The organism is Neobacillus sp. S1227 (assembly GCF_055385255.1).
In genome coordinates this window covers 4,348,077-4,369,527 of record NZ_AP038276.1, presented here as the reverse complement: position 1 = coordinate 4,369,527, position 21,451 = coordinate 4,348,077, and the positions used below count along the sequence as shown (strand labels likewise).

The 21,451-nt window shown below is 40.1% G+C and carries 23 protein-coding genes and 1 pseudogene; 20 read left to right on the top strand and 4 right to left on the bottom strand.

Going from position 1 to position 21,451, the window contains the following annotated elements:
- The first annotated feature begins 104 nt into the window (after positions 1-104).
- Positions 105-887 carry a phosphatidylserine decarboxylase gene (locus tag ACZ5AE_RS21975; protein WP_464566671.1) on the top strand — a complete coding sequence of 261 codons (783 nt, stop codon included), beginning with the start codon at positions 105-107 and terminating at the stop codon, positions 885-887.
- A 146-nt stretch (positions 888-1,033) separates the two neighbouring features.
- Here ACZ5AE_RS21975 and sda read toward each other — a convergent pair whose 3' ends face one another.
- A complete protein-coding gene (gene sda, locus ACZ5AE_RS21970) occupies positions 1,034-1,174 on the bottom strand; it encodes a sporulation histidine kinase inhibitor Sda (protein ID WP_213144787.1) in 141 nt (46 codons plus the stop codon).
- Positions 1,175-1,661: 487 nt separating this feature from the next.
- Here sda and ACZ5AE_RS21965 point away from each other — a divergent pair, with 487 nt between their 5' ends.
- The 8 genes from ACZ5AE_RS21965 to ACZ5AE_RS21930 are packed head-to-tail and all read left to right on the top strand — an operon-like array spanning position 1,662 to position 6,688.
- Positions 1,662-2,177 carry a YqeG family HAD IIIA-type phosphatase gene (locus ACZ5AE_RS21965; protein WP_464566670.1) on the top strand — a complete coding sequence of 172 codons (516 nt, stop codon included), beginning with the start codon at positions 1,662-1,664 and terminating at the stop codon, positions 2,175-2,177.
- Between the two features lie 3 nt (positions 2,178-2,180).
- On the top strand, positions 2,181-3,287 hold the full coding sequence (gene yqeH, locus ACZ5AE_RS21960; RefSeq protein WP_464566669.1) for a ribosome biogenesis GTPase YqeH: 1,107 nt from the start codon (positions 2,181-2,183) through the stop codon (positions 3,285-3,287).
- 27 nt (positions 3,288-3,314) lie between these two features.
- On the top strand, positions 3,315-4,145 hold the full coding sequence (gene aroE / locus ACZ5AE_RS21955) for a shikimate dehydrogenase (RefSeq protein ID WP_464566668.1): 831 nt from the start codon (positions 3,315-3,317) through the stop codon (positions 4,143-4,145).
- A gap of 3 nt (positions 4,146-4,148) precedes the next feature.
- A complete protein-coding gene (gene yhbY / locus ACZ5AE_RS21950) occupies positions 4,149-4,439 on the top strand; it encodes a ribosome assembly RNA-binding protein YhbY (protein ID WP_464566667.1) in 291 nt (96 codons plus the stop codon).
- 17 nt (positions 4,440-4,456) lie between these two features.
- Positions 4,457-5,026: a nicotinate-nucleotide adenylyltransferase gene (locus ACZ5AE_RS21945; RefSeq protein ID WP_464573706.1), complete on the top strand. Its 570-nt coding sequence runs from the start codon at positions 4,457-4,459 to the stop codon at positions 5,024-5,026.
- Positions 5,016-5,585 carry a bis(5'-nucleosyl)-tetraphosphatase (symmetrical) YqeK gene (yqeK, locus tag ACZ5AE_RS21940; protein WP_464566666.1) on the top strand — a complete coding sequence of 190 codons (570 nt, stop codon included), beginning with the start codon at positions 5,016-5,018 and terminating at the stop codon, positions 5,583-5,585. Before ACZ5AE_RS21945 ends, yqeK begins: the two co-directional genes overlap by 11 nt.
- Complete coding sequence (rsfS, locus tag ACZ5AE_RS21935; protein WP_464566665.1) at positions 5,586-5,942, top strand: ribosome silencing factor; 357 nt, start codon at positions 5,586-5,588, stop codon at positions 5,940-5,942.
- Complete coding sequence (locus ACZ5AE_RS21930; protein ID WP_464566664.1) at positions 5,939-6,688, top strand: class I SAM-dependent DNA methyltransferase; 750 nt, start codon at positions 5,939-5,941, stop codon at positions 6,686-6,688. Before rsfS ends, ACZ5AE_RS21930 begins: the two co-directional genes overlap by 4 nt.
- A 68-nt stretch (positions 6,689-6,756) precedes the next feature.
- Here ACZ5AE_RS21930 and comER read toward each other — a convergent pair whose 3' ends face one another.
- Positions 6,757-7,581 (bottom strand): late competence protein ComER, encoded by an 825-nt coding sequence (gene comER, locus ACZ5AE_RS21925; RefSeq protein WP_464566663.1) that lies wholly within the window; start codon positions 7,579-7,581, stop codon positions 6,757-6,759.
- An 87-nt stretch (positions 7,582-7,668) separates the two neighbouring features.
- On the opposite strand from comER, the gene ACZ5AE_RS21920 reads away from it, so the two are divergent.
- The 3 genes and pseudogenes from ACZ5AE_RS21920 to ACZ5AE_RS21910 all read left to right on the top strand — a co-directional run bounded on the left by ACZ5AE_RS21920 (position 7,669) and on the right by ACZ5AE_RS21910 (position 11,246).
- Positions 7,669-8,322 carry a helix-hairpin-helix domain-containing protein gene (locus ACZ5AE_RS21920; protein ID WP_464566662.1) on the top strand — a complete coding sequence of 218 codons (654 nt, stop codon included), beginning with the start codon at positions 7,669-7,671 and terminating at the stop codon, positions 8,320-8,322.
- Positions 8,323-8,393: 71 nt separating this feature from the next.
- Positions 8,394-8,840 (top strand): annotated as a pseudogene (locus tag ACZ5AE_RS21915) (ComE operon protein 2); the annotation flags it as partial.
- Positions 8,841-8,915: 75 nt separating this feature from the next.
- The gene (locus ACZ5AE_RS21910) at positions 8,916-11,246 is read left to right on the top strand and encodes a DNA internalization-related competence protein ComEC/Rec2 (RefSeq protein WP_464566661.1); all 2,331 of its coding nucleotides are present in this window, start codon (positions 8,916-8,918) and stop codon (positions 11,244-11,246) included.
- A gap of 67 nt (positions 11,247-11,313) precedes the next feature.
- On the opposite strand, the gene ACZ5AE_RS21905 is transcribed toward ACZ5AE_RS21910, so the two are convergent.
- Complete coding sequence (locus ACZ5AE_RS21905; protein ID WP_213120113.1) at positions 11,314-11,448, bottom strand: YqzM family protein; 135 nt, start codon at positions 11,446-11,448, stop codon at positions 11,314-11,316.
- Between the two features lie 340 nt (positions 11,449-11,788).
- Here ACZ5AE_RS21905 and holA point away from each other — a divergent pair, with 340 nt between their 5' ends.
- Positions 11,789-12,805, top strand: coding sequence for a DNA polymerase III subunit delta (gene holA, locus ACZ5AE_RS21900; protein WP_464566660.1), 1,017 nt, complete (start codon positions 11,789-11,791; stop codon positions 12,803-12,805).
- Positions 12,806-12,956: 151 nt separating this feature from the next.
- Here holA and rpsT read toward each other — a convergent pair whose 3' ends face one another.
- Positions 12,957-13,217, bottom strand: a complete 261-nt coding sequence (gene rpsT, locus ACZ5AE_RS21895; protein WP_213120116.1) for a 30S ribosomal protein S20 — start codon at positions 13,215-13,217, stop codon at positions 12,957-12,959.
- Between the two features lie 220 nt (positions 13,218-13,437).
- On the opposite strand from rpsT, the gene gpr reads away from it, so the two are divergent.
- The 7 genes from gpr (at position 13,438) to grpE (ending at position 21,445) form a co-directional block, all read left to right on the top strand.
- Positions 13,438-14,553 carry a GPR endopeptidase gene (gene gpr, locus ACZ5AE_RS21890; RefSeq protein WP_464566659.1) on the top strand — a complete coding sequence of 372 codons (1,116 nt, stop codon included), beginning with the start codon at positions 13,438-13,440 and terminating at the stop codon, positions 14,551-14,553.
- Between the two features lie 105 nt (positions 14,554-14,658).
- On the top strand, positions 14,659-15,858 hold the full coding sequence (gene spoIIP, locus ACZ5AE_RS21885; RefSeq protein ID WP_464566658.1) for a stage II sporulation protein P: 1,200 nt from the start codon (positions 14,659-14,661) through the stop codon (positions 15,856-15,858).
- 25 nt (positions 15,859-15,883) lie between these two features.
- Positions 15,884-16,210, top strand: a complete 327-nt coding sequence (locus tag ACZ5AE_RS21880) for a DUF3679 domain-containing protein (RefSeq protein WP_464566657.1) — start codon at positions 15,884-15,886, stop codon at positions 16,208-16,210.
- Positions 16,211-16,320: 110 nt separating this feature from the next.
- Positions 16,321-18,156 (top strand): translation elongation factor 4, encoded by a 1,836-nt coding sequence (gene lepA / locus ACZ5AE_RS21875; RefSeq protein WP_464566656.1) that lies wholly within the window; start codon positions 16,321-16,323, stop codon positions 18,154-18,156.
- Positions 18,157-18,462: 306 nt separating this feature from the next.
- Positions 18,463-19,605 (top strand): radical SAM family heme chaperone HemW, encoded by a 1,143-nt coding sequence (hemW, locus tag ACZ5AE_RS21870; RefSeq protein ID WP_464566655.1) that lies wholly within the window; start codon positions 18,463-18,465, stop codon positions 19,603-19,605.
- 77 nt (positions 19,606-19,682) lie between these two features.
- The gene (gene hrcA / locus ACZ5AE_RS21865) at positions 19,683-20,717 is read left to right on the top strand and encodes a heat-inducible transcriptional repressor HrcA (RefSeq protein ID WP_464573705.1); all 1,035 of its coding nucleotides are present in this window, start codon (positions 19,683-19,685) and stop codon (positions 20,715-20,717) included.
- Positions 20,718-20,821: 104 nt separating this feature from the next.
- On the top strand, positions 20,822-21,445 hold the full coding sequence (gene grpE / locus ACZ5AE_RS21860; RefSeq protein ID WP_464573704.1) for a nucleotide exchange factor GrpE: 624 nt from the start codon (positions 20,822-20,824) through the stop codon (positions 21,443-21,445).
- Positions 21,446-21,451 lie beyond the last annotated feature (6 nt).

The window sequence follows — 21,451 nt, the reverse complement described above, 5'->3', positions numbered from 1 at the left end:
CCGAAGGAATTTATTATTTCCACAGTTTACTTTATAATATTTAATTTTAAGGGTTTTATGTCTGTTCGTAAAGAGTATTTTTACACTATTTGGGGGTATTACCAGTGATACAGTCCTTTTACCGATTATTTATTGAATTAACGAATGGAAGGTGGACTTCAAGCTTTTTAAAAAGATTTGCCAGGTCCCGTGCCAGCCGTGTTATTGTCCCTTCCTTTGCAAGAGTTTATCATCTCAATCTGGGAGAGATGGAGAAAGAACTGCACGAATACACTACCCTGCATGATTTATTTGTCAGGAGGCTGAAGAAGGATGCCCGGAAAATTGATGAAGCAGCAGATTCTGTGGTGAGCCCGGTTGACGCAGTCATTGAAGATGTTGGGAAAATCAATCAAAATAGTGAGATTCTTGTAAAAGGAAAAACGTATTCTATCGAAGAAATGCTGGGTGACGCAGGGGCTTTACCAAAATATCTTAATGGTACATATATGATTCTATATTTAAGCCCAAGTCACTACCACCGGATTCATAGCCCGGTAAGTGGCACCGTTACAAAACAATGGAAGCTTGGTTCAAAATCTTATCCTGTAAATAAGCTCGGGCTGAAATACGGAGTGCGTACACTGGCAAAAAACTACCGTGTCATTACAGAAGTTCAAACAGAGTTTGGGCATGTGGCGATAGTGAAGGTAGGGGCTATGTTTGTCAATTCTATTGAAACCATTCATGAGGGTTCAGAGTTAACTAAAGGCGGTGAAATGGCTTATTTTACCTTTGGTTCAACAGTGGTTTTGCTGTTTGAACATAATATTTTCGAGCCTGCTGCGGTTTTAGAAACTCCTAAAGATATTAAAGTCGGAGAAAAAATCGGGACGTTATTGAAATAAAATGAGACGGCGCGAAAATAGCGCCCGCTTTTGGATATAAGAAAGTGTCAATTCAACTACGCCTCATGAACTGTCCTAATGGAACTCGCCAATCAGCGGGTTTTCATTTATTTTTGGCAAAAAGAAAAGCCCATTTGGGCAGATAATTATGATGATTTTTTTATTTTATAAGAAAGGGACCGACGGCGAATTTCGGACTCAATAAGGTTAATAAATTCGCTGCTTAGGTTTAACTCTCTTGCTTTAAAGTAAGATTCAATCAGTAATTCATCGGAAAGTTTACGCATGTCTGATTCCACCTCCGGCTTTTAAATTGATGGTTCTATTTTTGTAAAAGGGACATAATATAGTAAGTTCAGATGGTGTACCCTAAATCTACCAAATTTATTCCTGTAGAACAATCGTTCTAATTATCCACAGGATAAAGTGGATAACTTGTGATTAGCTTGTTTATAAAGCAATAAAAAGTGTATGATTCAAAGGGTATAATGTTAATAACGTTATCCACAGGCGTTGAGAAAGTAGATGTTTGTCGAAAAATATTTTTATTTTTTAAAAAAACTGCTCTTTTCTTCATTAATCTGATATGATTCAGCCTAATTTGCATACATACATATCATGTATTGCCGTGATTTGAAGAACAATAAGATTAAGGATAAAATGGTTTTGCTTTTTCTTTTGAAACCAAAGTTAAAATTAGTTATGATGGTACAAGAATAGGGTAATCCTTGGCTTCATGACCAAAGATTAGTAATTTAATGAGGTGTACGCTAAGTGCTAAAACAATTTTTACCTGATGAACACGTTAAGAGCATTCTTGAGATAACTCCGGAACAATTAAAATCCAGAGGCATAAAGGGAATTATTACTGATTTGGATAATACATTGGTGGAATGGGACCGTCCAAACGCAACTCCCGCTTTAATTAAATGGTTTGAGGAATTAAAAAAGCAAAATATTCTAGTTACGATTGTTTCAAACAATAACAAAGAACGGGTAGGAGCCTTTGCAGATCCTCTCGATATTCCGTTTATTTTTCAAGCCAGAAAGCCGCTTGCAAAGGCCTTTAAAAAAGCAATCACACAAATGGGCATAAAAAAAGAGGAGGCCGTCGTAATCGGCGATCAGTTGTTAACCGATGTACTAGGCGGAAACCGCGGCGGCTTCCATACCATTTTGGTAGTACCTGTTGCGCAGACAGACGGCTTTTTCACAAAATTTAACCGTTTTGCAGAAAGACGGATTTTGAATTGGTTTCGAAAAAAAGGAATGGTTTCATGGGAGGATTAATTAGTGAGTGACTTACAATATGTTTGTATAGGCTGCGGAGTAAAAGTTCAGACTGAAGACCCTGAGAAAATTGGTTATGCCCCCGCTTCCGCATTGGAAAAAGAGACAATTATTTGCCAAAGATGCTTTCGTCTCAAGCATTATAATGAAGTACAGGATGTCAGCTTAACAGATGACGATTTTTTAAAAATACTAAATGGAATCGGCAAAACCGATGCGTTGGTTGTTATGATTGTCGATATTTTTGACTTTAACGGCAGTTGGCTCCCTGGGCTGCACCGGTTTGTGGGCGGCAATAAAGTGCTCCTCGTTGGCAATAAGGTCGATTTGCTGCCGAAATCAGTTAAACATAATAAATTGATTCACTGGATGAAGCAGGAATCAAGGGAGCTGGGTTTGCGGCCTGAGGAGGTATTTTTGGTCAGTGCTGCAAAGGGCTGGACAATGAAAGAAACAGCGGCTGCCATAGATGAATACCGCAATGGAAAAGACGTCTATGTAGTCGGCTGTACGAATGTCGGCAAATCTACCTTTATCAATCGGATTATAAAAGAGGTGACCGGCGAAGGTGATATCATTACGACCTCACACTTTCCGGGAACTACGCTAGATATTATTCAAATCCCACTTGATGACGGAAAATCATTAGTGGATACTCCGGGAATTATCAATCATCATCAAATGGCGCATTTTATAGATAAAAGGGATTTAAAAGTGATTACGCCAAAAAAAGAAATCAAGCCGATGGTTTTTCAATTGAATGAGGGACAGACATTATTTTTTGGCGGGCTGGCCAGGTTCGATTACGTAAGCGGAGGCAGAAGATCTTTTGTTTGTTATCTTTCCAACGATTTAAACATCCATCGGACAAAAACCGAAAATGCTGATATGCTTTATGAAAACCATGTTGGGGAAATGCTGACCCCTCCACGGCAAGAACAACTGGAAACATTTCCAGAGCTTGTCAAACAAGAGTTTTTTATTAAGGAAGCCAAGACAGATATTGTTTTTTCCGGTCTTGGCTGGGTGACTGTTAATGAACCAGGTGCAAAGGTAATCGCCTATGTTCCAAAAGGTGTTCAAGCATTATTACGAAAATCATTAATATAAAAAGTGAAATTGGGTGGGGAGAAATAAGTGAAAAAGCTATATGCGGTTATTGGATATCCAATTGGGCACTCTATGTCTCCGGTGATGCATAATAATTTATTTTCGTTTTATCAAATCGATGGCCATTATCTCCCTTTTCAAGTGGCACCGGGGAACCTCGAGGATGCTGTGAAAGGTTTAAAAGCAATTGGGGTTGGTGGATTTAATGTAACTGTTCCTCATAAAAGCAGTATCATCCCTTATCTTGATGGGGTAGACGAACTGGCGAATGCAATTGGTGCGGTAAATACCGTCGTTAATGAAGACGGCCGTTTGATCGGTTATAATACTGACGGACCTGGATTTCTAACGGGATTGAAAAAACAATTTGCTTCTATTGAGGGAAAAAAGATTCTTGTGATTGGAGCTGGGGGTGCCGCAAGAGGCATTTATTTTACCTTGGCGAAGGAAAAACCAGCTAAGATTGACATTGCCAATCGGACCGTGGAGAAAGCTTGGAGTCTTATTAATGATTGTCCGTATACCAACTCGTCAACTGCCTTTTCTTTGGAGGAAGCTGAACAGGTCTCGGAAGATTACGACTTAATTATCCAAACAACCATGATTGGGATGGCACCGAAGATTTCTGAACAGCCATTTAAACTAGATAACTTAACTAAACAGGCTATTGTTTGTGATATTATCTACAATCCGCTGAAAACTAAATTTTTACAAGATGCGGAACAAAAAGGTGCACAAATTCAAAATGGGATTGATATGTTTGTTTTTCAAGGGGCTCTTGCTTTTGAAAAATGGACAGGGACTTTCCCGGATGCAGAACGAATGAGAGCAATTGTGCTCAAACAACTCGGAGGTTAATTCATGTTAACAGGAAAACAGAAAAGATTCTTACGCTCTAAAGCTCATCATTTAGATCCGATTTTTCAGGTTGGAAAGGGCGGCGTAAATGAGAATATGGTGAAGCAAATTGCCGATGCACTTGAGGCAAGGGAACTCTTAAAAGTAAGTGTCCTACAAAATTGCGACGAAGATAAAAATGTGGTTGCCCAGCAGCTTGCAGATGGGGCAAGGGCAGAATTAGTACAGATTATCGGAAATACGATCGTCCTTTATAAGGAATCAGTTGAAAATAAACAAATTACTCTTCCCTAAAGTAAAGGTGGGGTTGTATTGTGAAGGTTGGAATTTTGGGCGGAACATTTGATCCACCGCATTTCGGGCATCTATTGATTGCTAATGAGGTTTTAGCCGTTCTTTCACTTGATGAAATTTGGCTGATGCCGAATCGAGAGCCTCCGCATAAGAAAAAATCGGAATCGATATCGAACAATGAAAGGCTTCAGATGTTGGATTTAGCCATTGAAGGAAATCAAGCATTCAAAATACAGCCAATCGAACTTGACAGGGATGGACCATCCTATACCGTTGATACGATGATGCTCCTTAATGAAACCTATCCCAGGCATCAATTTTATTTCATAATTGGTGCGGACATGATTGAATATCTGCCTAAATGGCATAAAATTGATGAACTAGTTAAGCTTGTCCAATTTGTCGGTGTGCAAAGACCTGCCTACAGCCATCTTACAGAGTATCCTATTATTTATGTTGATGTACCGGCGATAGAGGTATCTTCAAGTATGATTAGAGAAAGATTTAAAAACGGAAAAACTGTGCGTTATTTATTGCCTGATTCCATAATCCAATATATCGAGGAGAACCATTTATATGGAACGTGATGTAGCATTAAAGCTTGTAAAGGAACAATTAACGGAGCATCGCTATCAGCATACATTAGGCGTAATGGAAACAGCCATTACCCTGGCTAGAAGGTATGGGGCAGATGAAAAAAAAGCTGAAACTGCCGCTATTTTTCATGATTATGCAAAATTCCGCCCGAAAGAGGAAATGATGGAAATTATTATGACTCAGGGCTTTCCTCAAGATCTGCTTAGGTTTAACGCTGAACTTTGGCATGCTCCTGCCGGCACCTATCTTGTCGAGAAGGAAGCGGGGATTAAAGACAGAGAAATTCTCAATGCCATTCGTTATCATACATCAGGACGGCCGGGGATGAGCCTGCTTGAAAAAATTATTTATTTAGCAGATTATATTGAACCAGGCAGACACTTTCCGGGTGTTGAGGAAGTACGGGAAATGGCAAAAGAGAATTTAGAAAAAGCATTGATTCAAGCCGTTAAAAATACAATATCATTTTTAATGAAAAAAAATCAGACCGTCTATCCTGAGACATTTTATACGTATAATGATTTAATCCAAAATGGAAGGGTTGAGTAAATGGACAATCAAGAACTACTTCAATTGACAGTTAAAGCAGCTGATGATAAAAGGGCAGAAAATATTCTTGCGCTAAATATGAAGGGAATTTCGCTAATTGCCGATTATTTTATGATTTGTCATGGGAATTCCGATAAGCAGGTTCAGGCAATCGCAAGAGAAATTAGGGAAAAGGCCAATGAAAACGGCTTTGATTTAAAGAGAATAGAAGGATTTGATGATGCACGCTGGGTGTTAATCGATTTGGGGGATGTTGTTGCCCATGTCTTTCATCGTGACGAAAGAAGCTATTATAATTTGGAGCGTTTATGGGGAGATGCACCGCGGGTTGACGTCTTAAGTGAGCTAAATTCATGACAAGCTACCAGCATTTTGCGTACCTTTATGACGAACTCATGAAGGATGCACCATATGATGAATGGATTCGATTTGTGGAAAAAAAGCTTGCCAAATACAATATTAAAGGCAGCAAGCTGCTTGACCTAGCCTGCGGAACAGGGCAGCTTTCTGTTCGTTTTGCCAAGCGGGGCTTCCAAGTGACCGGATCTGATTTATCGGCTGACATGCTGGCTGTTGCCCAAGCAAAAGCAGAAGAAGCGGGGCTTGTGATTCCATTTTTTGAACAGAATATGGCTGAATTCGAAAACTTGGAACAGTTTGATGTCATCGGAATCTTTTGTGATTCCTTGAATTACTTGGAAACTGAACAAGAGGTTAAAGAAACCTTTTTGCATGTTTTTCAGCATTTACAGCAGGGCGGACTTTTTATTTTTGATGTTCATTCAATTTTTAAAATCACTCAAGTCTTTATGAACCAAACCTTTGCTTTAAATGAAGACCATGTCGCTTATATTTGGAATAGCTTTCCTGGGGAAGAGCCAAATAGCGTGGAGCATGAGTTAAGTTTTTTTGTCTTGGATGAAAAGTCGGGAAAATATGATCGTTATGATGAGCTTCACTATCAGCGAACGTTTACCGTTCAGCAATATTCCGATTGGCTGGCTGAGGCGGGCTTTCAATTATTAGAGATTAATGCTGATTTTGAACACACTAAACCACAAACCAATTCCGAACGAATTTTTTTTATTGCACACAAAAGATAAAGCCATCTTCATTAAAAAAGATGGCTTTTTTTATTTATACTTGCAGGAAATTGTGGAAATTTGGCGAATTAATGTTTTGAGATTAGCAATTCTACTTTATCGAGATCTTCCTTGAATTTTGCGTGAGTAGCTTGAAATAAATGTTCAAACATTTTCCCGAGCTCTTTGTCGAGCACCTTAATCCCTTCTCCGGTAATTCCGCCTTTTACACAAACTTTTTCCTGGAGTGATGGTAAGGTGTAATGTCCTTGCTTGAGCAATTCACCAAGTCCCACAATCATTTCACTTGCCAAAACTGTGGCTATTTTTTCATCGATTTCCGTTTCTTTTACGGCTGCATTAATAAATGCTTGCAGCAAATAACTGAAAAATGCAGGTCCGCAGCTGACAATATCTGATGCCACTCTCGTTACCTTTTCATCAATATCGACTGGAACCGAAATCTTCGTCATTAAATTGTCCATTTCCAATCTCCAATTATCCCGGCAGCTTTCCCCATAGGTCATTAATGAAACTCCTGAAAGAGCCCGATTCGTGATGCTTGGGATAACTCTTACCACCGAACAAAAAACTTTACTCTCAATTTGTGCTGTACTGATAGGGCTTGTTATCGAAACAAGACATTTATTTTCCGTCAAGTGGGGATTTATCTTATCTATCACCTTAAAAACATCTAATGGCTTTACACAAACAAATATTAAATCGGATTGAGCTGCAACTTCTACTTCATTTGCCCCAACCCTTATTTCCTTGTATTTATCTTTAAGCAACATGGCTTTAGCGATCGTTCGGTTCGTAATCAGCATCGCAGAAGGAGATACGGCTTCTCCGTCAATTAACGCTTCCACCAAAATCCTCCCCATATTACCGGTGCCGATAATGCCAATATTCATTGTTTCGACCCTCCTTCACCTCAGAGTTTCTTTTATAACATTATGAGGAATGTTTGTAAAATATACCTTTAGAAAGGATGGTGCCAAGTGAAAGAATGGTTGATGGAACATAAGCGTTATGCTGTTGCATCTGTATTTCTTGTCGTGGTCTTAATTTTTTATTTTTACCAATACGGTGCTAGTGAGCCAGTCCAACCACAGCCCTTAGCGACTGAAAAGGTGTCGGAGGCTGGCAGTGTTCAAGAAAAATCCAAGGAAAATATGGAGAAGACACAGAGTCAAACAACTGCAGTAATTTTGGTGGATGTAAAGGGACAGGTGAAACAGCCGGGTGTCTATAAAGCCTCGGAGGGGGAGCGGGTTATTGATGTGGTTAGCCGTGCGGGAGGTGTAACTGAACAGGCTGAACAAGCTCAAGTGAATTTCGCAGAACGAGTAAAGGATGAAATGGTCATTTATATTCCGGCAAAGGGTGAATTGGAGGTGGTTCTCCCGGAGGCAACGGGAAATGGAGTTGTGGTCTCAGGGGGAACATCTAAGAATGAAGGTAAAATTAATCTCAATAATGCGGACGTCAATGAACTGCAAAACCTGCCTGGTATAGGGCCGGCAAAGGCAGCGGCGATCATCGATTACCGGGAAACAAGCGGACCCTTTAAACAAGCAGAAGATTTAAAGAATGTCAGTGGAATCGGTGAAAAAACGTATGAAAAATTAAAGGATTTGGTTACGGCGCCATAATTCTATCATTGACGACCATGGACAAGCATGATTAAACTTAAACAAAAGAGAACATCAAGGGAGTGGCTAAGGTGAATCGTATTTCATGGGATCAATATTTTATGGCGCAAAGTCATTTGCTTGCTTTAAGGAGCACATGCACCCGGCTTACAGTTGGGGCAACCATTGTCAGGGATAAACGGATTATCGCCGGGGGCTATAACGGTTCCATTGCAGGTGGGGACCATTGTATCGATAAAGGCTGTTATGTAGTCGACAATCATTGTATTCGTACTATTCACGCTGAAATGAATGCCCTTTTGCAATGCGCTAAATTTGGCGTTCCGACAGCAGAATCGGAAATTTATGTGACCCATTTTCCTTGTTTGCAATGCTGCAAAGCGATTATCCAGGCTGGCATTAAAACTGTTTATTATGCTGAAGATTATAAGAATCATCCATATGCAATTGAACTGTTTAAACAAGCGAATGTAAAAGTTGAAAAGGTAGAATTAACCGAACCAGTGATAGATTTTCGAAAGGTTAGTTCATAACCTTTGTTTGGCGCCGGACTTCAACCCGGCGTCAATATTTCAAAGACTGGAGAAGGCGCGATGACCGGAAAATATATATATTTTGCTGTTGCTGCTCTTTTAGGAGTATTGGCAGCACTGACCCATTTTCTGCCCTATTTTATGTTGTCCATCCTTTATCTGTTTGTTTTGCACTATTATAATAGGTTTCAACCATACCTATTAACAGTAACAACCGCAGTATGGCTTGTATTTTTCCTCTTTGGCTTTGAGGCAGCCAACCACAATCATACAAAGATTCCTGAGACTGTCGCTTCATTTTCCCTTGAATATATTCAAGACCCCAAAATAGACGGTGATTTATTACAAATCCAGGCAAAAGAGCATTTATATAAAGAAAAACTCCTAATCCGCTACAAAATCAATTCACAACAAGAAAAAGAAGACCTTAAAGATAAATCTTTTTATGGTTTTGTATGCAAGGTATCTGGCAGCTTGAAGAAACCAAAGACAGCTAAAAATCCGAATGGCTTTGACTATCGTAAGTATCTAAAAACAAAAGAAATTTACTGGATTGTTGAAAGTAAGGAAAGTCCTTTGAAAAACTGTACCCTTGTTAAGAGAAATTCCCTTTTTACCCCCATTCAAAATCTCCGCTTGATGGGAATTCATTACCTCGAAAAACAGTTTCCAACCGAAATTGCGTCATTATCTGCTGCTTTAATTTTTGGCGACAGGGGAATGTTTAGTCCAGATTTGCAGGAGGATTATCAAAAGACGGGACTTGTTCATTTATTGGCGATTTCAGGACTCCATGTTTCCCTCCTGATCGGGATGGTTTTTTATATGGGGATAAGATTGGGCTTGACAAGACAGATGATGACGAATTTTCTTTTGATAGTATTGCCTGTGTATGTCATCTTAACCGGCGCGTCCTCGTCAGTGGTTCGAGCAGGACTTATGATTTTTCTTCTTCTGGCAGTAGTAAAGTGGAAAAACCAGCTTAAATTGCTGCCCTTTGATGCCATCAGCCTTGCCTGTATCATTTATCTGGCCTTTAATCCGTTGGTGCTGTTTGACGTCGGCTTTCAATTATCGTTTACAGTAAGTGCTGCCATCATTTTGTCTTCAAAGCATATATTAGGGAAATATTCCATTAACATTATCCAAATGATTGCCATTTCCGCAGCCTCTCAATTAGCTGCACTCCCTTTTTTGCTGTATTACTTTTTTGGATTGTCCTTCATAGGGATAGTAGCTAACTTAATCTATATCCCCTTATTTTCATATGTTTATCTTCCCGGCTTGTATGGTTTATTTTTTATTCAACTATTATTAGAGTGGACTCCGGAAATCCTCATTAAATTCTTCTTGGCAATAATTACCCTTTTTAACAATTTAATTGCTTCGCTCGCTGATTTAAATTTTGCTGCATTAGTGCCTGGGAGACCAAATCTTTTCTTTTTACTATTTGATATTGTGGTGATTATTTGTATTTTTTACATTTGGGAAAAGAGGGGTTATCCAAACAGAAAATGGCATCTTGTCGGTTTATCTGCCGCTCTTATGACCTTTCAATCAGGCTGGAACTGGGCTGAGCCGTTCGGTGAGGTAACGATGATCGATGTGGGACAAGGGGATAGTATCCTCATCCATTTTCCCCGTGGTGGCGGAGATTATCTGATTGACACGGGTGGAACGATGAATTTTATGGATGAAAATTGGCGGGAGCGAGCGAAACCGTATGAGGTGGGCAGTGATGTTGTTGTTCCATTCTTAAAGGGAAAAGGGATCACAAAAATTGATAAATTAATCTTAACACACGGGGATATGGATCATATTGGAGGTGCCAAATCTATAATAAAGGAGCTTATGGTGAAAGAAATTCTCCTGCCCTCAGTCGCCGAACCATCTGCCTTGGAAGAAGAAATCAAGGCGCAGGCTGACAAAAAGGGAATAAATATTGTTCACGTTTCTTCTGGATATCGATGGGGAAACGCGGATCATCAATTTTATATACTTAGTCCGGATGAAAATTTTAATGGTGAACGAAACAGTGGGTCGCTTGCCATATTTGCCCGTTTCGGAGGGTTGAATTGGTTTTTTGGGGGAGATTTGGACAAGCCGGGTGAGGAAAGAATTATCCGGAAATATCCGGAATTAACGGTGGATGTCCTTAAAGCGGGACATCATGGGAGTAAAACCTCGAGTTCGGAAGCATTTATAAGGCAGATTAAGCCTAGAGTGGCTCTAATTTCCGCGGGAGAAGGAAATCGTTACGGGCATCCCCACCAAGAGGTATTGGAACTTTTAAAGGAAGAAAGAACTGTTATTTATCGAACAGACCTTCAGGGTGCAATAACTTTCCGATTTTTTAGAGATAAAGGAACCTTTTCAACGTTTTTGCCATAAGATACATCACTTAATGAAAAAGAGGCTGCGGTAATACAGCCTCTAGAAACTCTTATGTAGCATTAAATTAAGAACCGATCAGCTTAATGACTGTAGCAATGATAAACATTACAGCAAAAAAGCCAAAAGACACACCGAATCCAACCCCTGAATCAATTGCATCGTTACGCTTGCTTTGCGGATTTTTTTCAAATTGGTTCACAGTCTACCCCTCCTATTTCACAATATAGTATAAGCGATTTACTAAAAAAAATCCAGCCTCCCCTAAATGCTTTTCCTGTACTGACAAGTGTTGTCAAAATAGTTTGACTAACAAAGGGCTACAATAAGCTTACCAAAGGAACTCCGCCTGACATATCGGTACCTAGGGCTGATAAAAGCAGGCGTTCATTATAGATCGGGAATTGGCACTATGGCGAATGCTGTCAATTCCCTTTTAATTATTCGGAAATAACTCTTGCAAACCTGGCGTTTTGTACTTGTCAAATTGTCCAAGCTTCATTACGATAATAAAGAGTGAAATAAAGAGGAGCCTGGACAAAATGGTAACAGATGTGTGGCGGAAAATTAAACAAAATCATATTGCTCCTATTTATTTATTATATGGAACAGAAAGCTTTTTAATTAATGAGACTAAGCAATTGCTGCTAGACCATATATTAAATGAAGAGGAAAAGGACTTTAATTTTGCAGCCTATGATTTGGAGGAGACTCCGCTTGAAATTGCAGTCGAGGATGCGGAAACCTTTCCGTTTTTAGGAGAACGGAAGGTTATACTTTTACATAATCCGATTTTTTTAACAGCCGAAAAATCGAAAGGAAAAGTTGAGCATAATATAGCAAAGCTTGAAGCCTATATACAGGAGCCTGCGCCGTATACAGTCTTGGTCATTTCGGCACCTTATGAGAAATTAGATGAAAGAAAGAAAATTACAAAAGAACTTAAACGAACTTCAGAGGTTGTCGAGGCCAAAAAATTAAATGAACATGAACTAAAAAATTGGGTGAAGGACCGGGCGAAGACATCAGGAATTGAAATCGAAACTGATGCTGTTGAGCAGCTCCTCGCGCTTTCGGGTACCAACTTGTTCATGCTTTCGAGCGAACTAGAAAAGCTTGCTTTATATGCTGCAAATGAGAAAAGAATTGATGCGGCACTTGTGGAAAAATTGGTTGCCCGTTCATTGGAGCAAAATATTTTCTCGCTTATCGAAAAAGTAGTACAGCGAAAATTGGAGGAAGCTTTAAGGATTTATTTTGATTTGTTAAAGCAAAATGAGGAACCGATCAAAATATTGGCGCTCCTTTCTAATCAATTTCGCTTGATCTATCAAGTGAAGGAGCTGTCGAGACGAGGGTATGGCCAGCAGCAGATTGCGCACTTTTTGAAAACCCATCCATTTCGAGTCAAGCTTGCTCTCGGACAGGCGGCTCAATTTACGGACGAAGAGCTTACAAATCTCATTAGCCTCCTTGCTGAAGCCGACTATCAAATGAAAACCGGCGGGATGAATAAGTCATTACTGATAGAGATGCTGCTTTTTAAATTAAAGAAATAATTATTTAGTATTCCAGGCTGTCGAACTTTCGATAGCCTTTTTATTTGTATAAAGTTTTCCAACAGGCCCATTAGTTGAGATAGAAATATTTCAAATTAACAGATCCAAGAATATAAAAAAACGATTCCTGAAAAAAGGAATCGTTTTTTTATTATAGTGCGTTGATTTTCTTCATTAGGCGAGCTTTTTTACGAGCTGCAGCGTTTTTGTGGATAAGACCTTTTGCAGCTGCTTTATCTAATTGGCTAGCAGCATTTACTAAAGCTTCCTTCGCAGTAGCAGCGTCGTTAAGAGTAACAGCAGCTTCTACTTTCTTTACTGAAGTACGCATTGCAGATTTCGCCATTGTATTTTGAGCATTACGAGATTCGCTAGTTTTTACACGCTTAATAGCAGATTTAATGTTAGGCATTACTTTCACCTCCTGTAAAGAATCGAGACTATATGAACTCGACTTAACATTCATAAACAATTATTCGCAACAAGAGATATTTTATCAAACGGTCAACTAGATTGCAATATAGAATTCATTAGCTTGGCTAGAATATATTGCATGTTTTCTTTAAAAAGGGGCAAAAATAGGAAATAGTTTCTATTTGCAGGAAATCTTTTTTTCAAATGGAGGATTGAACATGAAGGAATCTATCGACTTAAGTCAATATTCGGTCCGCACTGATTTAGCAATTGAAGCCAGGGAAATGGTACTGGCACAAACTGTTGATCAAGAGGAAAATTTGTCTCAAATTGAAGGGGTCATTATTAAAGAAAAAGATGTTGATGATATAAAAATCTCTTTAGTAGAAGTGACGAAACAAGGAGAGGCGCAGCTTGGAAAAAAAGCCGGACGATATTTAACCTTAGAGGTCCAGGGGATCCGTCAGCAAAATACGGAAGTGCAACAAAAAGTGCAGGAAATCTTTGCTAGCGAGTTTGCCCATTTTTTGGAGGGGTCAGGGGTTAAGAAATCGGATTCCTGTCTTGTGGTTGGATTGGGGAACTGGAATGTAACGCCGGATGCGGTTGGTCCGATGGTTTGTGAAAACCTGCTTGTGACACGCCATCTTTTCCAGTTACAGCCAGAAAATGTGGAGGAAGGCTACCGATCTGTCAGTGCATTGTCACCGGGAGTTATGGGGCTAACGGGCATTGAGACCAGCGACATTATTTTCGGGGTTGTAGAAAAGACCAAGCCCGATTTTGTGATCGCAATTGACGCCTTGGCATCACGGTCTATTGAAAGGGTGAATTCTACCATCCAAATCTCTGATACTGGCATCCATCCCGGTTCTGGGGTGGGGAACAAGCGAAAGGAATTAAGTAAAGATACATTGGGGGTTCCTGTTATTGCTGTAGGAGTTCCTACAGTGGTAGATGCCGTTTCGATTACAAGTGATACGATTGACTTCATTTTAAAGCATTTTGGCAAAGAAATGAAAGAAGGGAACAGACCTTCCAGAGCACTTGCTCCTGCCGGGATGACCTTTGGAGAACGACGCAAACTGACCGAAGAAGATTTGCCGGAAGAAAAGCATCGTAAAACCTTCCTCGGCATTGTCGGGACACTTCCGGATGATGAGAAACGCAAACTGATTCAAGAAGTCCTTTCACCGCTTGGCCATAATTTAATGGTTACACCAAAAGAGGTTGATGTGTTTATTGAAGATATGGCAAACCTCCTCGCTAATGGACTAAACGCCGCCCTCCACAGCACCGTTGACCAAGGTAACGCAGGATTCTATACACGATAAAAATGTTAGAGGCAGTCTGATTTGGGCTTGCCTCTAAAAACTGGTTCTACCAACTCTATCAATGTCATAGGATTTACTAGAATCCTTTTTGTGAGAGGTGGAACCATGAAAACCAAAGCTTCAGGAACCTTTATAATGGTGCAAGGGACAAGTGTCCTTAAGTTTATGGCCGCACTGTTTATATTCTTATTGTTTATTTTTTCTATCAGCGGGCTCTTAACATCTTTAAAGCCACAATATAGACTATCTTCCTCCTCCGTCAACCAGGCGGCAACGAAAGTGAACGGTGAACTTCTTTTTCAACTAATGGGCTGGGAAAACCATCACTTCTTAAAAGTGAAGCCCGACTTTACGATGCCAACACTAACGAATTTGGTTTTTAAACTGTCAAGTAACATTAATTTGGATGACCCAAGAAGTATGCTTGGCCGAGAACTGCCAGGATTTTATCAGTTTGATGGGCAGATACTGGTTGCTGGAGAAGGCACTAATTATACAAATATGCCAATGGAATCCTCGCCGCCGCTTGAAATTATGAAAGCGGAACAAGAGGCATCCCTGCAGAATATCGAAGGCTTGGATAAGCCTTCGGATGATAATCCGTCACCTGCACCGGGCCAAACGACCGGAGATCGGAAGGTTGTCTACGTTTACTTTACACATAATCGGGAATCCTATTTACCGTATCTAAAAGGCGTAACGAATCCCAATTTGGCCTACCATTCACAGATTAATGTGACTAAAATCGGAGACCAATTAAAAACAAGCCTCGAGGAAAGAGGAGTCGGAACCTTTGTCGACAAAACGGATGTCCAAGGAAACCTAAATAAAAAGGGCCTAAAATATTGGAATTCCTACACGGAATCTCGCTCACTGGTGCAAACTGCCATGGCCTCGAATCGAGATTTGCAATATTTTATTGATGTGCATCGCGATTCACACCGGAAAGCTGAAACAACCATTTCAATTAATGGGAAATCTTACGCTAAGATAGCTTTTATCATCGGTGGTAAAAATCCAAACCATGAAAAAAATGCGCAGCTAGCGAGCGAACTCCACAGCCTAATGGAAAAGAAATATAAAGGCTTAAGCAGGGGAGTTATTGTTAAAAACGAATCTGGGTCGAATAGTGTCTACAATCAAAACCTTTCTGATAATGCCATGTTAATTGAATTCGGCGGTGTTGATAATACATTTGAAGAACTGGATCGGTCGGCAGATGCACTCGCAGATGTATTCAGCGATTATTTCTGGCAGGCAGAAAAGGTGAACAAGGATACGGAGCAATCTACCAATAAACAATAAACAATAAATGATAGGAGCATTTCGGATGAAAATGTTCATGGTAAAAAGTTTCATTTTTGCAGCCCTAATGTTCATTTCAGTTTTAACGGGAATGGAACTGGCGAATAATGGAATTCAAAAAATGAAAGGTTATGAGGATCCTAATTTTCAAAACGCCGTCTCGATAAATGAAACAGGGGATGATCTAAAGGCGACGTTTCTTGGTAAAAATATTTCCAATCATGATATTGAAGCAAAGAAGAAAAAACTTGAAGAGATCAATGCCTATAATTTTTTCTCCTCAATGGGTAGAAAGATGTCAGATGGCTTAACCAAAGCTTCTGAGAGTCTGATTGATTTGATAGCTAAATAAACGGCGGCACCAGTGGTGGTGCTGCTGTTTTAGTTTTCGTTGAATCTTGATAATCCTCTTGTTATAATGAAAAATAGTGTATCTGCGCCAATTTAGTAGGAGTGAACCACATGAATAGAGATGAACGACTGAAACGCCAATCAAAAATCAGAAACTTTTCCATTATTGCCCATATCGACCATGGGAAGTCGACCTTGGCCGACCGGATTTTAGAAAAAACTAACGCCCTTTCCTCTCGAGAAATGAAAGACCAGCTTCTGGATTCAATGGATTTGGAAAGAGAGCGCGGGATTACAATAAAATTAAATGCTGTCCAGTTAAAATATAAAGCGAAAGACGGCGAGGACTATATTTTTCATTTAATTGACACACCAGGACATGTCGACTTTACTTATGAAGTGTCGCGCAGCCTTGCTGCCTGTGAAGGGGCTGTTCTTGTTGTTGATGCAGCGCAGGGGATAGAAGCACAAACATTAGCAAATGTTTATCTAGCGCTAGATAATGAACTTGAAATTTTACCGGTAATTAATAAAATTGACCTGCCAAGTGCCGACCCGGAAAGAGTGCGCAGTGAAATTGAAGACGTCATTGGGCTTGATGCTTCCGAGGCAGTATTAGCCTCGGCAAAAGCAGGAATCGGCATTGAGGAAATTCTCGAGCAGGTTGTTGAGAAAGTTCCTGCCCCAACAGGAGACCCTGAAGCACCGTTAAAAGCGTTAATTTTTGATTCCTTATACGATGCTTATCGCGGTGTCGTCGCCTATATTCGAGTTGTTGATGGAACGGTTAAAGTCGGTGAAAAAATTAAAATGATGGCCACCGGTGCTGAATTCGAGGTAACAGAAGTTGGTGTATTTTCTCCAAAAGCAGTTCTTAGGGAAGAACTGTCCGTCGGGGATGTTGGCTTTTTAACTGCTTCGATTAAGAATGTAGGGGATTCCCGAGTCGGGGATACGATAACGAATGCCAAAAACGGTGCGAAAGAACCGCTGCCAGGTTACCGGAAATTAAATCCAATGGTTTATTGCGGTATGTATCCGATTGACACGGCTAAATTTAATGACCTCCGCGAAGCATTGGAAAAACTGCAGCTTAATGATTCCGCCCTGCAATTTGAACCGGAAACCTCCCAAGCGCTTGGTTTTGGCTTCCGCTGCGGATTTTTAGGACTGCTGCATATGGAAATCATCCAAGAGCGGATTGAGCGGGAATTTAAAATCGATTTAATTGCGACTGCTCCAAGTGTTATTTATCATGTGCATATGACAGACGGAGAGCAGATCAACGTGGACAACCCATCCAACATGCCAGACCCGCAAAAAATCGACCGGGTTGAGGAGCCGTATGTAAAAGCAACCATGATGTCGCCAAACGATTATGTTGGCGCGATTATGGAGCTTTGCCAGCAAAAACGCGGTAATTTTGTCGATATGCAGTACTTGGATGAAAATCGGGTCAGCATCATCTACGAAATCCCGCTTGCAGAGATTGTTTATGATTTCTTTGACCAATTGAAGTCCAACACGAGAGGCTATGCTTCATTTGATTATGAACTGATTGGTTATAAACCGTCTAAGCTGGTTAAAATGGATATCATGTTAAATGGTGAAAAAGTAGACGCATTAAGCTTTATCGTCCATAAAGACTTCGCTTACGAACGGGGAAAAGTAATTGTCGAAAAGCTGAAGGAATTAATCCCAAGGCAGCAATTTGAAGTTCCTATCCAAGCTGCAATCGGGCAGAAAATTGTCGCTCGTTCCTCGATTAAGGCGATGCGAAAAAACGTTTTGGCAAAATGTTACGGCGGTGACATTTCTCGTAAACGTAAATTGCTCGAGAAGCAAAAAGAAGGTAAGAAGCGGATGAAACAGGTTGGTTCCGTTGAAGTGCCGCAAGAAGCGTTCATGGCCGTGCTAAAGATGGACGACAATAATACAAAAAAATAACTTCAACACGAGGTCAGGACAAGCCTATATAGGTGAAGCCTGCCTCTTTTTGTTAGGCTCTTTTCTCATATATTGTTGCTTTTAACTATATTGAAAACACCGAGTGGATTGGAGCGAAAGGCGCTTGACTCCTGCGGGAAATAGAGGAAAGGTCGAGACCCCGCAGACGGAACGTCGAGGAGGCTCGACTTCCTCCCCGCGGGTTTGCTGAGCGCCTGTAGCGGAAAGGAACGGATAGTGTTATTCCCAAAAACAACAAACTTTACGAAAAGAGCCTTTTGTTATTAATAAGGAGTTGAAACGTAAATGATTAAAGCTGCCTATCTGCACATTCCTTTTTGTGAACATATTTGCCATTATTGCGATTTTAACAAAGTGTTTCTTAAGGGGCAGCCTGTTGATGAATACTTACAAGTTCTGGATCAGGAAATGCAAATGACCTTGGCGCAGTTTCCAGTGAAAGAACTTGATACTATTTTTGTTGGGGGAGGAACGCCAACATCTTTAAATGAAAAGCAGCTTGAGCGATTCTGTGAAAGCATTAACCGACATTTATTGAAAAGTTCAGATGTAGAATTTACTTTCGAAGCAAATCCTGGTGATTTATCGACGCAAAAATTACAAATATTAAAGGATGCAGGTGTCAATCGGATTAGTCTTGGCGTTCAAACCTTTAATGATGAATTGTTGAAAAAAATCGGCCGTGTTCATCGGGCCGAAGATGTCTATCGAACCATTGACAATGTGAAGAAGACAGGATTTCAGAATATTAGTATTGACCTGATTTACAGTTTGCCAGAACAAACGCTTGAAGACTTTCAAGCTTCTCTTGATGCGGCCTTTTCATTGGACATTCCGCATTACTCAGCCTACTCGTTAATTATCGAGCCTAAGACCGTTTTTTATAATTTAATGAAAAAAGGCCGCCTTCCAGTCCCGGGTGAGGATATGGAGGCACAAATGTATGAAATGGCAATGGAGGCAATGGAAAAACACGGCTTCAAACAGTATGAAATCAGCAACTTTGCCAAGCCTGGTTTCGAAAGCAGGCATAATTTAACCTATTGGGACAACGAAAACTATTTTGGTTTTGGGGCAGGAGCGCATAGCTATGTAGACGGCTTTCGCCGCTCAAATTATGGACCGTTGAAAAAATATATCGACCAGATTAACAACGGAAAACTTCCCATCATTGAGGAACATCAAGTAACATTAACGGAACAAATGGAGGAAGAAATGTTTTTAGGCCTGCGAAAAACGGAAGGTGTTTCCATCTCACGTTTTAAAATGAAATTTGATCGTGATCCCGAGCAATTATTCAAGCAGGAATTAGCTGATTTAATATCAAGACAATTGTTAAATGTACAGGATGGCAGAATATATTTAACTAAAAAGGGCCGCCTGTTAGGAAATGAAGTTTTTCAGTCGTTTTTGGGAGTATGTAATTGACACCATAATTCCTTTTTGATAATTTATTAGTATAATTAGCACTCGTTAATGCGGAGTGCTAACAGAGGTGATGAATGTTGTTAACAGATCGTCAATTGTTGATTCTTCAGGTAATTGTTGATGACTTTATTCGATCTGCACAACCAGTCGGCTCTAGAAGTTTGTCGAAAAAAGAGGGAATTTCCTTTAGTTCGGCAACGATTCGAAATGAAATGGCCGATCTTGAGGAAATGGGGTTTATCGAAAAAACTCATACCTCATCAGGGCGTGTCCCTTCGGAAAAAGGTTATCGTTACTACGTTGACCATTTGCTTTCACCGCAGACTTTGAATCCTCAGGATATTTCAATTATCCAATCCATCTTTGCGGAGAGGATTTTTGAATTCGAAAAAATTATCCAAAGATCTGCAAAAATTTTGTCAGAGATGACGAATTATACATCAATTGTTCTTGGGCAGGATGTCGGCATCAATAAGCTGAAAAGAATCCAAATCATCCCTTTAAACAAAGAAACAGCTGTTGCGATCTTAGTAACTGATACTGGCCATGTGGAAAATAGGACCTTTTCACTGCCGGCTGCACTTGATATGAGTGAATTGGAGAAAATCGTTAACATCCTAAACGAAAAATTATCTGGTGTTCCGCTTGAAGATTTACATGATAAGATTTTTAAAGAGGTGGCGATGCTTTTAAAACAGCATATTCGCCGCTTCGACCTTTTTCTTCATACCATTGCGGAAACCTTTAAAATGCCAGCAACAAATGAAAAGTTATTTTTCGCAGGGAAAACGAACATGTTAAGTCAGCCGGAATTTCATGATATTGCCAAAATACGTAATCTATTAACCATGATAGATCGAGAAGATTGGATTACGAATTTAATCAAAAGCAATCAAAAGGGCATAAGCGTGAAGATTGGCAGTGAGAATCAAAATAGTATCATGGAAGATTGCAGTCTGATCACGGCTACTTATTCTGCCGGTAAAGAAAAATTGGGGACGATTGCGATTCTTGGTCCGACAAGAATGGAATATTCACGTGTTATCAGCTTAATGCAGTTATTAAGCCATGATTTATCGGCAGTATTAACAAAGCTGTATCAATACAAATAACACTGGTAATATTGAGTAAGGGTGAAATCAACCATTTCACCCTCTTACCATGATTATCAGCCATTGAATAAGTGTGATTTGATTCTTTAAGGGAGGTGAATATGTTGTCAAACGAAAAAAACAAAACCTTGAATGAAGAAATGGAAGATTTAAGCGGCAGCGAAAGCGTTGAATATACTGATAATGAAGTTGTTGGGGCTGGACAATCAATTGAACAAACAATTGAAATGGAGTCAGATGCTGCTGAACAGCCTGAATATGCTGATGCTGAAGCGCAATTGCAGGAAATGCAAATGTTAAAGGAGAAACTGGAGGCGGCAGAGAATCGCTACCTTCGCCTGCAAGCAGACTTTGATAATTTCAAACGCCGTACCCGATTGGATCAAGAAGCGGCCGAAAAATATAGAGCGCAAAAACTTGTTACCGATTTACTTCCGGTACTTGATAACTTTGGAAGAGCTTTGCAGATTGAGGCAGACAACGAACAAACAAAGTCATTGCTGCAGGGAATGGATATGGTTTACCGCAGCTTAATCGATGCTTTGAAAAAAGAAGGTGTTGAGCCAATTGAAGCAGTGGGGAAGGAATTTGACCCTCATCAGCATCATGCTGTAATGCAGGGAGACGATGCTGCTTATGGTTCAAACGTAGTGATTGAGGAATTCCAGAAGGGCTATTTACTAAAGGACCGGGTGATTCGGCCATCAATGGTAAAGGTGAATCAATAAGCCTAC